The 13,612-nt window shown below is 70.7% G+C and carries 9 protein-coding genes; 5 read left to right on the top strand and 4 right to left on the bottom strand.

Translation table 11 applies throughout. The features are described 5' to 3' along the window. Nucleotides 1-82: 82 nt before the first annotated feature. The gene (locus CLV67_RS44685; RefSeq protein WP_106329960.1) at nt 83-5,479 is read right to left on the bottom strand and encodes an ATP-binding protein; all 5,397 of its coding nucleotides are present in this window, start codon (nt 5,477-5,479) and stop codon (nt 83-85) included. A gap of 299 nt (nt 5,480-5,778) precedes the next feature. After that, a complete protein-coding gene (locus CLV67_RS44680; RefSeq protein ID WP_106329958.1) occupies nt 5,779-6,219 on the bottom strand; it encodes a GNAT family N-acetyltransferase in 441 nt (146 codons plus the stop codon). Nucleotides 6,220-6,287: 68 nt separating this feature from the next. Here CLV67_RS44680 and CLV67_RS44675 point away from each other — a divergent pair, with 68 nt between their 5' ends. After that, nucleotides 6,288-6,992, top strand: coding sequence for an MOSC domain-containing protein (locus CLV67_RS44675; protein ID WP_106329956.1), 705 nt, complete (start codon nt 6,288-6,290; stop codon nt 6,990-6,992). A 283-nt stretch (nt 6,993-7,275) separates the two neighbouring features. Here CLV67_RS44675 and CLV67_RS44670 read toward each other — a convergent pair whose 3' ends face one another. Further along, the gene (locus CLV67_RS44670) at nt 7,276-8,067 is read right to left on the bottom strand and encodes a GNAT family N-acetyltransferase (protein WP_106329954.1); all 792 of its coding nucleotides are present in this window, start codon (nt 8,065-8,067) and stop codon (nt 7,276-7,278) included. Between the two features lie 165 nt (nt 8,068-8,232). Beyond that, the gene (locus CLV67_RS44665; RefSeq protein ID WP_203737144.1) at nt 8,233-8,874 is read right to left on the bottom strand and encodes an SIMPL domain-containing protein; all 642 of its coding nucleotides are present in this window, start codon (nt 8,872-8,874) and stop codon (nt 8,233-8,235) included. Between the two features lie 49 nt (nt 8,875-8,923). Between CLV67_RS44665 and CLV67_RS51470 the strand changes: the two genes are divergently transcribed. The 4 genes from CLV67_RS51470 to CLV67_RS44645 all read left to right on the top strand — a co-directional run bounded on the left by CLV67_RS51470 (nt 8,924) and on the right by CLV67_RS44645 (nt 12,817). Beyond that, complete coding sequence (locus tag CLV67_RS51470) at nt 8,924-9,457, top strand: hypothetical protein (RefSeq protein WP_203737145.1); 534 nt, start codon at nt 8,924-8,926, stop codon at nt 9,455-9,457. Between the two features lie 230 nt (nt 9,458-9,687). Continuing rightward, nucleotides 9,688-10,287 carry an excalibur calcium-binding domain-containing protein gene (locus CLV67_RS52950; protein WP_203737146.1) on the top strand — a complete coding sequence of 200 codons (600 nt, stop codon included), beginning with the start codon at nt 9,688-9,690 and terminating at the stop codon, nt 10,285-10,287. Between the two features lie 57 nt (nt 10,288-10,344). Further along, on the top strand, nt 10,345-12,126 hold the full coding sequence (locus CLV67_RS44650) for a substrate-binding and GGDEF domain-containing protein (protein WP_170154240.1): 1,782 nt from the start codon (nt 10,345-10,347) through the stop codon (nt 12,124-12,126). A 22-nt stretch (nt 12,127-12,148) separates the two neighbouring features. Beyond that, nucleotides 12,149-12,817, top strand: a complete 669-nt coding sequence (locus CLV67_RS44645; protein WP_239166366.1) for a GTP pyrophosphokinase — start codon at nt 12,149-12,151, stop codon at nt 12,815-12,817. Nucleotides 12,818-13,612: the final 795 nt, after the last annotated feature.

Genomic DNA, 13,612 nt, shown 5'->3' with positions numbered 1-13,612 from the left:
CCACACCGCAGAGGGAACGCGGCGGCCCGGAGACCGGACCGCCGCGCGGGAGTTGGACGGGTTCAGGCGAGGCGCAGCGTTCTCAGCTCTTGAGGCCGTGCTCGATGGCCTCGATGATGCGCGGGCGCAGTTCGGCGGTGCCGATGATGGCGTCCACCGATCCGACCTCGACGGCCCGCTGGATGCTGTGGACGCGGTCGAATTCGGACGCCACCTCGCCCAGCTTCTCCGCCCGTACCGAGGACTGCACCTCAGCCAGGCTGGCCGTGAGGGCCGAACGCTCGGCGGCGGTCGCGGCGGCGACCTGGGACTGCAGCTCGGTGACGCGCGGATCGTTCGCGGTCCGGTTGTTGACCTCGCCGGAGAAGACGACCGCGGCGGCGGGGGCGCCACCGAGGACCGAGGCGAACGAACCCTCCAGGGCCAGGACCGTCATGTTCGGGTTCAGGGCCTTGGAGAAGACGACGAACGCGCCGCCGTGGTACCGGGAGATCACCGTGAAGACGATCGGGCCGTCGAAGTTGACGATGGCCCGGCCGATCTCGGCGCCGTATTCGAGCTGCAGGTTCCGCATCGACTCGGGGGAGCCGTCGAAACCGGACAGGTTCGCGAGGACGACCAGCGGGCGGTTGCCGGAGGCGGCGTTGATCGCCCGGGCGGTCTTCTTCGACGAACGCGGGAACAGGGTGCCCGCCGTGTACGTGTCGGGGCCGTCGGTGGGCGGGAAGCCGCGCCGCGACACCGAACGGGACTCGATGCCGATCAGGCAGACCGGGCGCCCGCCGATGTGCACGTCCTGGACGACCGACGTGTCGGCGTCGGCCATCCCCGCCCAGCGCTCCAGCACCGCGTGATCCTGATCGGACACGGCACGCATGACGGTGCGGATGTCGAACGCCTTCTTACGGTCCGGGTTGTGCGTCGACGAGAAGATCTGGCCGACCGTGGTGAAGTCGCTTCCGGCGAACGTGTGCGGGAAGTCGGACACGTCACGGTCCGCCGGGTCCGCGGTGGACGCCGGACGCGGGCCGCTCTCGCCGGGCGCGACGTACGTGTGGTCGTAGTGCGCCATCAGTACGTCCCGAGCCGCCGGAAGCGACGGCGCCCAGTACTGCGCCTGACCGTTCGGGCCCATCACCCGGTCGTAGCCGCCGATGCCGAAGTTGTCCTCGGCCGAGACACCGCCGGAGAAGTCGAGCGACTGCTTGCCGGTGAGCACCATCGCCGAGTCGGGAGTCATGACCAGGATGCCCTTGGTGTGCATGAGCATCGTGGCCTCGGCGTTCCAGTACGGCTGGGCGCCCACGTTGATGCCGGCCACCACGATGTTGATCTCACCGCCGGCCTGGGTGAACGTGACGATCCGCTTGAGCGCGGCGGCCACCCAGTCCATGTTCTCGGTTCCGGAGGTCATCGAGATCCGGGCGCCCGCGGACAGTGCGAACCACTCCAGCGGCACGTTCATGGACGCGGCCAGGTCGAGGGCGGCGATCACCCGCGCGCACTCCGGCTCGGACAGCGCGCCCAGCGACTTGGTCGGGTCACCGAGCAGCACGACCCGGGTGATTCCCTCGGGGTAACGGTCGGTCGGCGTGGTGACGACGCCGGCCACGATCGCCGCCGAGTTCTTCCCCTTCGGCCGGTCGACGGGCTCGAGCACACCGGACGGCGCCAGGTCGTACTCGGTGAAACTGCCGAGAAGACCGGTGAGCTCGTACGGGTACACCGTCCCGCGTCGCGCGGCCCGCAACACCTTCTGGCGGTAGTCGTCGAGCGGCTGCACCGGATCGGTCGACGGCTCGCCGACGTGAAGGTTCGCGCCGTTGCCCGGTTCGAGCGTGATGGTCACCGCGACCTCGGTGAGCTCACCGCTGGACCGGCGCTGCCGGGCGATGAACTGCACCTCCTCCAGACCCGCCCCGCTGGCGGTCGGGAGGATGCGCTGGACCAGCGCGTTCAGTTCGTCGATGGACAACTCGGTGACCGGCCAGACGTACATCATGATCCGGTTGGTGTCGAACCGCTTGTTCTGCGGACGCAGCGCCTGGATGTTGCGGATCGCATCGAGGGTGAGGGTGATGCCCTCCTCCAGCGCTGGCAGCGCGACGAGCCGGCCGTCGGTCTCGCGGAGCGCGGTCAGGTCGCGGACCTGGTACATCGCGATGAGCCGCTCGTCGGACGGGTTCGACTTGGCGACCGCCTTGAAGAGGTACATCTCCTCGTCGGTGGACGGCAGACGGGTCAGGTCGAACTCGCGCAGCCGCTCAAGCTGGAGGCGCAGCGCGATCTGCGGGTGCAGTCCACGGATGAGGCGGTCCTCGGTGAAAACTCCGGACTCGTCGACGCGGAACGTGAAGTGGTGGTGCATGACCGCGCCGCTGGTGCCCGCGATCGTGGTGGTGATCCGCCGGGTGCCCGACAGGGAGAGGCCGGAGAAAAGGGCGCTGAGCTGCGCCGCCATCTCATCGGCGCCGGGCTGGTCGTCCCAGGCGACGTAGATGTCCGCGACGTCCGAGGAGAGCGCGGCGAGCGTTGCCGGCAGGTCCGCGATGTCGACGGCGGCCGCCGCGACGCGGGTGACGCGGGAACCGGTGTGCGTCGTGGTCATGAACCGGATGTCGCCGACGGACTCGACCGAGAAGGAGGAGAGATCACGGTTCTCGTAATAGCGGCGGGTGAGGACCTCCAGCAGCGGCATGTGGTCCCGCCCCGGCCGCCCGATCCGCTGCCCGACCAGCCGGACCAGCGGTTCCGAGCAGGCCACCATCCGCTGGATGCGCTCGTCGCGGTCCTCCGAGTCCGGGTGGTGGTCGAGGTGCCGCAGGTCGGCGCGGACCGACGCGTACACCTCGGCGCGGGTGCGCCGCAGCAGCGGCTGGGCGTACCAGCGGAAGACGATGCCGCGGGCCAGGTCGGACACCGACGGGAACCGCACCTGGGTGGCCTCGATCAGGTGCTCGAGGGCGATGCCGGCCCGCTCGGCCAGCGTGTCCTGCGGCGGGTTGCCGGCGATCCACTGGTGCAGCACCGACGAGACGACGCCGACGTTCGCGGCCGACCGCTGCAGCGCCAGGAAGATCCGGAAGACCGCGTCCTCCAGCTCCGGCGTCCGGTCGAGGCTCGTCACGCCGTAATGGGCGAGCACCCGCGACAGCCGGTCCTGGAACGCCTGCGGGACACCGGCCCGCTCGATGTCGAGGCTCTGCAGGTAGGTGTGGAAGTTCTCGCGCGGGCTGCGGACGGCGTTGCCGGGTTCGGTCTGCCAGTCGTCGCCCGGCTTGTTGCGGCTGAGCTCGAGCAGGTCGGCGCAGATGGTGAGCAGGTCGATCTCGCCCGGCACGGGGCGGCGGCCGTGGTCGGTCAGGTAACCCTTGACGACGGCCGGCTCGACGTCGTACCCGAGCAGCAGCGCCCGCAGGTCGTCCACATCCTGACCGGCCGGCACCCCGGCGGGCAGGTCGATCTCGACGGCCGCGACGGGGTCGGAGGCGGTCTCCTCCTCGGACGAGAGGGGCTCCAGGCGCATCAGCGGCGCGCCCGTCTCCACCTGGCTGCCGACGGCGACCGGGCACTCCCGCACCCGGGCCTTGAACGGCGCCCGCAGCACGTTCTCCATCTTCATGCTCTCCAGCACGAGGATCGGCGCGCCCGCCTCGACCTCGTCGCCGACGGCCAGCGGCGTGGCCACGACCAGCGCGGGAGCGGGGGAGCGGACCACGCCGCCCTCGTCCCGGCTGACCCGGTGGGTGACCCCGTCGACCTCGATCGTGTGGATCGGCCCGTGCGTCGCCGTGATCAAGCGGAACCGGTGGCCGTTGACGTACATCTGCGCGCTGTGCTCGTCGAACCGCTCGCTGACGACGTCAGCGGTCTTGAACGCCTCGCCCGCCGAGATGCCGACCCGGAAACGGTTGCGCCCGAGCCGGGAGACCTGCACCCGGTAACCGACGCCACGCAGTTTCAGGTCGAGCGGACGGCCGCTGTCGTGCTGCACCTGTGGACGGCCGCCGTGCGCGGTGGCGAGCAGCCGCTGCCGGCTGATCTCCTCCTCGTCCTGGTAGGCCTCGATACCGGCGGCGGCCAGCGCGATCGCCGAGTGCTTGTGGCTGACCAGACGGCCCTCGGCGCGGACCCGGTCGATCCAGCCGGTGTCGGCGCTGCCGTCGATCACCTCGGGCTGGTCGAGCAGGTCGAGGACGAAGCTCTTGTTGGTCGAGCCGCCCTCGATGATGACGGTCGTCTCGGCCATGGCGCGGCGCAGACGGCCGAGCGCCTCGTCGCGGTCCTTCCCGTACGCGATGATCTTGGCAATCATCGAGTCGAACGCAGCCGGGATGCTGTCGCCCTCGCTGACCCCGGTGTCGACCCGGATACCGGGACCGGCCGGCAGCGCCAGCCGCGAGATACGGCCCGGCGACGGCGCGAAGTCACGGTCCGGGTCCTCGGCGTTGAGCCGTGCCTCGACCGCGTGGCCCTGCTCCGCCGGGGGGTCACCGACGAGGCGGCCGCCGGCGGCCACGTGCAGCTGGAGCTTGACCAGGTCGGTGCCAGTGGTGATCTCGGTGATCGGGTGCTCGACCTGCAGGCGGGTGTTGACCTCGAGGAACGCGAACAGCCCGTCACCGGGGTGGTAAAGGAACTCGACCGTGCCGGCGCCCTTGTAGCCGACGGCGAGCGCCAGCCGGACCGCCGACGACTTCAGCTCCGCCGCCTGCTCGGGAGCCATCACCACCGAGGACGACTCCTCGATGATCTTCTGGTTGCGCCGCTGCACCGAACAGTCCCGGACACCGAGCGCCCACGCGCCGCCCTGACCGTCCGCGATCATCTGGACCTCGACGTGCCGGGCGCCGGTCACCAGGCGCTCCAGGAACACGACGCCCGAACCGAACGCCCGCAGCGCCTCCTGGCTCGTCCGCTCGTACGCGTCGGTCAGGTCCTCGCCCGAGTCGACCCGCCGGATACCGCGCCCGCCACCACCGGCGGTCGCCTTCAGCATCAGCGGATAGCCGATCTCGTCACCGGCACGCAGGGCGTCCTCGAGCGTGGCGACCTCACCGCGGCTCCACGGCGCGACCGGGACGCCGACCTCCTCGGCGATCAGCTTCGAGCCGATCTTGTCACCGAGCTTGCGCATCGCCTCGGCGCTCGGCCCGACGAACGTCACCCCGATCCGGTCGCACAGCTCCGCGAACACCGGGTCCTCGGCCACGAAACCCCAGCCCACCCAGGCCGCGTCGGCCTCGGTGTCCTTCAGCGCCTGCTCCAGCAGCCCATGATTGAGGTACGGGCGCGCGGCCGCCGGGCCCAGCGGATACGTCAGATCCGCCTCACGCACGAACGTCGCGGTCCGGTCCTCGTCGGTGTAGAGGGCGACCGTCTCGATCCGGGTCCCGGTCTCCGCGGACAGATCCCGCACGGCGTGGATGAGCCGCATCGCGGCCTCTCCACGGTTGATGATCGCGACACGCCTGAACACTTGCCGAGCCTCCCTGACGCCCATCCAGCTATCTCCACCCTCACCCTCCCGGCTACCGACCGGTCGAGCCATGGGCCGGATCATGCATGTCGCGCAGCGCAATTTGTAGGAATCCCACAAACCCGGTTGTCCGCCATGGCCAGGAAGGCGGTTCTCACCGTCCGTCAAACCACAAACCACGCTGAGGTACGGCCAGTGCTGACCCAAAAGCACCATTCGCGAACCGGGGCACCCCCGGCGACGCAGGCGGGACCTCCCGGCCCCGGCGCCGCCGCCGGGATGGAAGGCGACCCCTGCGGCTACAGCCTGTCCGCGGCCAGCCGGAAGACCTTCGAGTCGCGGACCTGGAACCCGAGCCGCTCGTACAGCCGATTCGCCGCGGCCCGCGAAGGCCGTGACGTGAGGTCCACGGTACGCGCACCGGCTGCCCGCGCGATCCGTACCGCCTCCGTGGTCAGCGCCGCACCGACCCCGCGCCCACGGGCGTCGCCGTCCACGACCACGTCCTCGATCCACGCCCGCAGACCCGTCGGGATCGGGAAGGTGACCAGCGTCAACGTGCCCATGATCCGGCCATCGACCCGCGCCACCAGCAGATGGTTGCCGGGCCACCCGACCAGCTCACCGAGCGTCCCCGCGTCGAGGACAGGCGCCGAGCCGGACAACTGCGGGAGCAGCCGGCCGAACGCCTCCACCAGCTCATCGGTGACCGACCGTACGACCTCGATGTCGACACTCACAGCGGCGACCCTAACAGCGGGTCATCACCATCGGGCCGGCGCTTCCCCGCATCTCCTACTGTCGGGGCGTGGAGCTGATCGAGATCCGCCGCTACCCGGTTAAATCCCTGCTCGGCGAGTTCCTGCCGGTGGCCGTGGCCGGCGACCGGGGTCTGGAGGGTGACCGGCTGTGGGCGGTACGCGACGCTGACGGCAAGTTCGGCAGTGGCAAGAACACCCGCCGGTTCCGCCGCATGCCGGGCCTCTTCGGTCTCCGTGCCTACACCCTCGGCCCACTCCACGTCGTCGAGTTGCCGGATGGGCGCCGCTTCGACACCGAAGACCCCGGCGTCCACCCGGCGGTCAGCGAGGTGCTCGGCCGCCCGGTCACGCTGGCACGCGAGGCCGCGGTTCCGCACCACGACGAGGGCCCGATCAGCGTGATCACCACGGCCGGAATCCGCGCACTGACCGCCCTGACCGGCGGCGGACCGGACGGCGCCGCCGTCGATCCGCAGCGTTTCCGGGCCAACCTGCTGATCGGCACGCCCGGCACCGGCCACCCGGAGGACGACTGGGCAGGCCGCCGCCTGCGCCTCGGCGCGGACGTGATCCTCCGCGTGATGCGGCCGCTGACGCGCTGCGTGATGATCGACATGCCGCAGGACGCCGCTCCCGCACGCAACGACCTGCTCAAGACGCTGGCCACCCACCACGGGATGACCTTCGGCGTCGTCGCGACCGTCGAGTCACCCGGCGTCCTCCACACCGGCGACGCGTGCACCCTGCTGTAACCCCACCCGCGGCCGAACGTCAGGCCGGCTGCGGGGTGGGTTTGCGGGCTGGGCGGGTGGGGTTTGTGGGCTGGGCGGCGGCCGACGCGGGTGGGGTTTCTGGGCTGGGCGGCGGCCGGTTGCGGCATGGGGCTCGTGGGCTGGGCGGCGGCAGAGGCCGGTGGGGTTCGTGGGCCGGGCGACAGCTGGCGCGGTGTGGGTTTTGTGGCTGGGCGGCGGCTGGCGCGGTGTGGGGTGTTGTGGCTGGGCGGCGGCTGGCGCGGTGTGGGGTGTTGTGGCTGGGCTACGGCTGGCGGGGTGCGGGCATGTTGTACGGGGTGGTCGTGGTCAGCACGGCGAAGCCCAGGCGCTCCAGGATCGGGCGGCTCTGGTCGGAGGCGTCCACCTGCAGGTACTCGTAGCCGAGGTCGGCGGCGATCCGGGCCCGTTCGGCGACCAGGGCACGGTAGATGCCGCGGCCCCGCCACTGCGGCGCTGTGCCGCCACCCCACAGGCCGGCGAAGGCGGTGCCGTGGTTGACGTCCATCCGCGCGCCGGACACCGGCTCGTCACCGGCCATCGCCACGAACAGGTACGCGTTGCCGGGATCGTTGGCCAGCTGGTCCAGCGCACGGTGCCGCAGCCAGTCGGCGCTCTCACCGAACGCCTTCTCACTCGCCTGGACCATCAGCTCGACACCGGCCGCGTCGGTGACGCGATCAATCCGTACGCCATCGGGAAGTTGACCTTCGACCTTGAGATCTCGGATCGCGCCGACCATCAGCGTCTCCTGCTCGTCCGGGACGAGGCCCGCGGCGAGCAGGCGTTCCGGCAGGTCAGCGGGCTGATCGTAGGCGTAGAGCTTCCATTCGAAGCCGAAGCCCAGCTCGGCGAACCGCTGCACCTGCCGGGCAATCACCGCGTCGGCATCGGACTCGCCGAGGCCGGACCAGATGACCGCGTTCCACCCCAGCGGATCGGTCGCGACGTGCCGGATCGCCGGTCCATCCGGTTCGATCCGGGAATCCGAGCCCTCGGCCCGGACCTCCCGCCGCATCTGCCGGTCGAACAGGGCGAGCACCTCATCATGATCCATCCGCTGAGCCCAGCATCCCGCCGACCGATTCGGCAACACATTTTCACTACAGCGCCGGCCGCCGGGGGCACCGACTGATCGATTCGCGGAGAAGGCTCAGGGCCTGCATCGAAGTGGGGGACACCTGGACCTCGCCTCGCTCCGACCCCCACTTCGGTGCGGGCCCTAGTTCCCGGCGATCTCGAAACCGAGGATCACCGCGGCCGAGACGACGACCTGGCCGGGCGCCAGGTCCTCCGCCGAGGTCTCGCCGCCGCCACCGTGACTCCGGTAGCGTTCGGCGCCCGGGCGCTCCGGGTCGACGTCCTCGATGTGCACGACCGGCCCGAGCACGACCCCGGCCGCCTCCGCGTACAGCTCAGCCTTGCGCCGGGCGACGGCGACCGCCTCCCGCCGGGCCCGCGCCCGCAGGTCGGGCTTGGTGACGGTGTCGAAGTCGACGGACTTGATCTCGGTGACACCGGCCGCGATGAGTTCGGTGAGCAGCCCCTGGGTGTCGTCCAGGTTCCGCGACTCGACGACGAACGAGGCCGTGCACTCGTGACCCCGGAACTTGCGCTCGGCGCCGTAACCGTTCCACGCCGCCGACAGATCGAGCCCGGACCGCTGCACCGCTGAGTCCGGGACACCGTGCTCCCGCAGCACCCGCCTGACCTCTCGGACCGTCCCGTTGACCTGCGCGAACGCCTCGGCTGGCTGCGGCTCAATCCGGGACACCTCGAAACGCACGCGAACGAGATCCGGCTTCGACTTGACACTCGCCGCCCCGAAAGCGGTCACACCCCATGGGTTCTCGATCAGCTGCACGGTGCGGAGCGTAGCGACGGATGTCCATCCCGGCCGGAATGATGATCGCGTGCTGACTGACGAATGGCTGGCCGGATGGGCGGAGCTGCTCCGGGCCGCGGTCGGGGCGGCGCTGCGCGACGTCGTCGCCGGCTTCCCGTTCGAGGCGGGTGAGCACGAGGTCGGCCCGCCCGCGCCGCCGGAGCGACTGGCCGAGCTGCGCGAACGGATGCCGTGGGTGCCGGACGGGATCGTCACTCTGCAGCGCGTCGTCGGCCCGGCGTCGCTGCCGGACATCTGCAACGGGTACTTCCTGTACTCGGCCCGCGACCTGCCCGGCTTTCTCGATCACCGGGACGGCCGGCCGGACCGGCTGGACGAAGCGGCGGTCGACGTCGTGGTGTTCGGCGGCAACGGCGGCGGTGACCAATATGCGACAACGCTCGACGGGCGGGTCTTCCGGCTGCAGGAGGCCGGGTACGTGGGTGGCGTCTACAGCGGCCCCGGAATCACCGCCGTGGCCGATGACCTGCGTGAGTTTCTCGAGAAGCTCCTCGAAGCGGTCGTCGCGTTCGGTGACGGCGGCCACATCACGGACCTCTGAGGCGCAACTAATCGCCCATCCGGGTAGCGGCGGCATCAACCGGACGGCCAATACCGTACGTTACGGAGCGACACCAGGCTCACGCTGTGAACTTGCCGCCTCCTCAGGACCCGTGGGCTGCCCCGGGGGAGCCGCCGCCCACCCACTACGTTCCGTATGCGCCTCCCAGTGACCCGGTGCCACTGGGGGTGAGCCCGGCGCAACTGGGAAGGAGCCCGGCGCCCCTGGCAATGAGGCCGCCCGCGCGCTGGCAGCCCTGGCACAAGGCGGTGCTGGGCGCCCTCGGCGTAGTGACCCTGGGCCTGTGCGCGATCGTGATCTTCGCGCCCGACACCGGGTCCGGGCCGGCCACGTATCCGGGTGGTAGCGCGGCCGCGGCCGTACGGCAGGCGGCCACCGTCGATGCGGACGAGAGCCCGGCCCGGACCGCGACCACGGCCACGGGCCAGAAGCCCGGCACCACCCCGGTCGCGTCGAAGTCCGCCAAGCCGTCGGCGACCACGCGCGGGCCGGACGCGACGAAGACCCCGCCGAAGACTCCGGTGACCGTCCACTACGCGGACTGCGACGCCGCTCCCGGCGAGCTGGCCAGCGGCGACCCCGGCTATCGCGCCGGACTGGACCGCGACGGCGACGGGATCGCCTGCGAGTCGAACGGCGACGACCACGTGCCCGTCGAGACCGAGGAGCCGGCCACCGGCACCGACCCGCGGTTCGACACCTGCGCGAAGGCCAACGCCGCCGGCTACGGCCCCTACGTCCGCGGCACCGATCCGGAGTACGACTGGTACATCGACCGCGACTCCGACGGGATCGCCTGCGAGCGGTAATAGTCGCTTCCGCCCGGAATCGCCTGTCGGCCGCCGATTTGCGGGATCATGAAGAGCGTGATTGGGCGCACGTTCGGGATCCTGTCGCCGTTCGTCGGAGGGGACTACTACGGGGCGATCATCGAGGGGATCAACGCGGCCGCGGTGGCCGGTGGTGACCGGGTGATGGCCGTACAGACGCTGGACCCGGGGTCGCACAGCGCGGACCGCAGCGGTCTGCCGGACTTCCACCGGCCGGTGGCGTGGCGGCACGTCTCTGGGCTGGCGGTGCTGCCGGGAGCCGTGTCACCCGAATACGCGGCGGCCGCCCGGCGGGCCGGGCTGCCCGTCGTCATGGTGGCGGCCGAGTCGGCGGGCCCCGGCATGTCGGTGGTGGCGGCCGACAACCGCAGCGGAGTCCGCGACGCGGTCGCCCACCTGATCGAGCACGGTCACGAACGGATCGCCTTCGCCGGTTACATGGCCCACTTCGACCTGCGGGAACGCGCCGCCGGGTACGTGGCCGGGCTGTCCGAGCACGGGTTGTCACCGCTGCTTTTCGACGCCGGCGACAACCACGAGTCGGGCGGCGAGTCGGTCGCGGACGCGCTGATCCGGGCCGGGATGCCGGTGACCGCGATCGTGCTGGGCACCGACCGCAACGCGATGGGGCTGATCGCGCGGCTGATCGATGCCGGGTACGACCTGCCGCGTGACCTGGCGGTGGTCGGGTTCGACGACATCGCCGACGCCGCGTACCTGCGCCCCGCCCTGTCCAGCGTGCGGCAGCCGCTGGACGCGCTGGGTGCGGCCGTCTACGACCTGATGGACAAGCCACCGCAGACCCTCCAGGTGCCGACGCTGTTCCAGCCCCGCGAGTCGTGCGGCTGCCGGACCGGCGGTCTCGCCGTCTCCGAGGAGCACACCCGGGAGCTGTTCGGCCAGGTCCGCTACCTGCAGGACACCCTCAACGTGCAGTACGAACTGGGCGTCGCGCTGCTGGCCGGGCAGGGCGGCGGCGACCCGGCGCATCTGGACTGGCTGGACCAGACTCCGGCGCTGGCCGGTTGTCTCGGCATGTGGGACAGTGGCGAGCCGGAGAAGCTGAACGTGGTGGGCGCGTTCCGGTGCCGGGTGTCCGGCGTACTTCCCGTGGATGAATTTCCGCCGGCCGATCTGTTCGAACTGGCCGACGGGCCGGCCGGCGACATCGTGTTCACGGTGCCGGTCCGCAGCCGGATGCGGGACTGGGGGATGCTCGCCGCGGTCGGCCGCATCCAGTCGGCCACCCCGCCCGGCCGCGAGATGATGAACCACTCCGGGTCGCTGCTGGCAAAGGCCCTCGACTACCGGGTGATGGAGGAACGGCTGCGTACGGCCGCGATGCGCGACCACCTGACCGGCCTGCCGAACCGTCTGCTTCTGGAGGACCGCCTCACCCAGGCCGGGCTGCGGGCGGCACGCGAACCCGGCTACCGTTTCGCGGTGCTGCTGCTCGACCTGGACGGGTTCAAAGCGGTCAACGACGCACTCGGGCACGCGGCCGGTGACCAGCTGCTGGTCCAGGTGGCGAGGCGGCTGACAGCGGCGTTGCGGCGCACCGATACGGTAGCCCGGCTGGGTGGGGACGAGTTCGTCGTACTGATCGACGACGTCTCCGGGCCGGGCGGGGACGAAGCGGTCCGCGCCGGGATCGAGGCCACGGTGACCGAGCCTTACACGATCGACGGGCAGGTCGTCGAAGTGGGGCTGAGCATCGGGTCCGCGGTCTCCGGTGACGGGTCGGCCGACCCCGACCTGCTGCTGCGCGAGGCTGACGCCGCCATGTACCGGGCGAAGTCGGCCGCGCGTCGACGATGACGGATGCCGTGGAGAAAGCGACGTGACGACTGATCAGCCCGGCCAACTCGCCAGGTGGGGACATGCCGAGGCCTGGCACGAGCAGTGGACCGATCTGAACCACTTCCTCATGGTGTACAAATTCGGACTCGCTGAGATCAACACGAAGATCACCATCCTCGCCGAGGAGCTGACCCACCGCGGTTCCGGCAATCCCATCGAACACGTCAGCCCGCGCCTCAAGTCCCCGGCGAGCATCACGGCGAAGGCCCGGCGGCTCAACTGCCCGCTGCACTTCGACGACATGCGGGCCCGGATCCGCGACATCGCCGGAATCCGGATCGTGTGCAGTTTCGTCTCCGACGTCTACACGGTCGCGAACATGCTCACCCGCCAGCCCGACGTCAACCTGGTCGTCACCAAGGACTACATAGCCAAGCCCAAGCCGAACGGTTACCGCAGCCTGCACCTGATCGTCGAGATCCCGGTGTTCATGTCCGACCGGGTGGTCGCCGTGCCGGTCGAGGTCCAGCTCCGCACGGTCGCCATGGACTTCTGGGCCAGCCTCGAGCACAAGATCTACTACAAACACGACCCGGACGTCGTCCCTCCGCGCCTGCGCGACGAACTCACCGCCGCCGCCGAGGACGCCGCGCGGCTCGACCTGCGCATGGAACGCCTGCATCGCGAGATCCACGGGCCAAGGCGCTGATTTTGTACGGGACTCGCAGCCCTTCGCCGGACCACACAGTCCCGTGATAGCGGCGCGACGCAGGCCCGGCGCACGGCCCCAACGCGACCGCCGGGGCTGAGGCCTTCGGTCACCGCTACCGCCCCGCCGCGCCCCCACTCCTCCCACGCCCGGCCTCCCCGCCGCCCGGCGTTCGTGTTGTCCGGCGGTCGTGCCGTCCGGCGTTCGTGCCGTCCGGCGGTCGTGTTGTCCGGCGGTCGTGCCGTCCGGCGGTCGCGTCAGTCGGCGGTCGCGTCGCCGCTCGCCCCTCACCCTCGCCTCCCAGATCTTGTGCGGTTGCGGTTGATCGGGCGGCGTAGCCGCACAAGATCGCCTTTCCCTTCGCCGTTTCGCCATCCTGGCGGCAGATCTTGTGAGGTTCGGGTCGAGATGACGGCCGAACCTCACAAGATCTGCCGCATCGATGAGCGTTGGCGGCGGCCAGGGCGGCCGGCCGCCCCGCGTCGCAACCGTTTGACAGCGCCCCTCGCCGATCTTGTGAGATTCGGGCTGCCCGGTGGGCGGAAGCTCACAAGATCGGCGAGGGCTGAGTCAAGCGACCCCTTCGCCTCCGTTCTCGCGCCCAGATCATGTGAGCTTCGGTCAGAAGTTGATCATCGCTCCAGGTTCCTCAACGGTTGTGGACCTTGACTATTGATAGTCGCCGATAGCACAGGCAACGCCAAGATCGCGGCGAGAGCGAGGGCGAGGGCGAGGGCGAGGGCGAGGGCGAGGGCGAGGGCGAGGGCGAGGGCGAGGGCGAGGGCGAGGGCGAGG

It is taken from the genome of Actinoplanes italicus (assembly GCF_003001815.1).
In the GTDB taxonomy this organism is placed as follows: domain Bacteria; phylum Actinomycetota; class Actinomycetes; order Mycobacteriales; family Micromonosporaceae; genus Actinoplanes; species Actinoplanes italicus.
The sequence above is the reverse complement of the archived record's forward strand: the minus strand, read 5'-3'. Positions and strand labels throughout refer to the sequence as shown.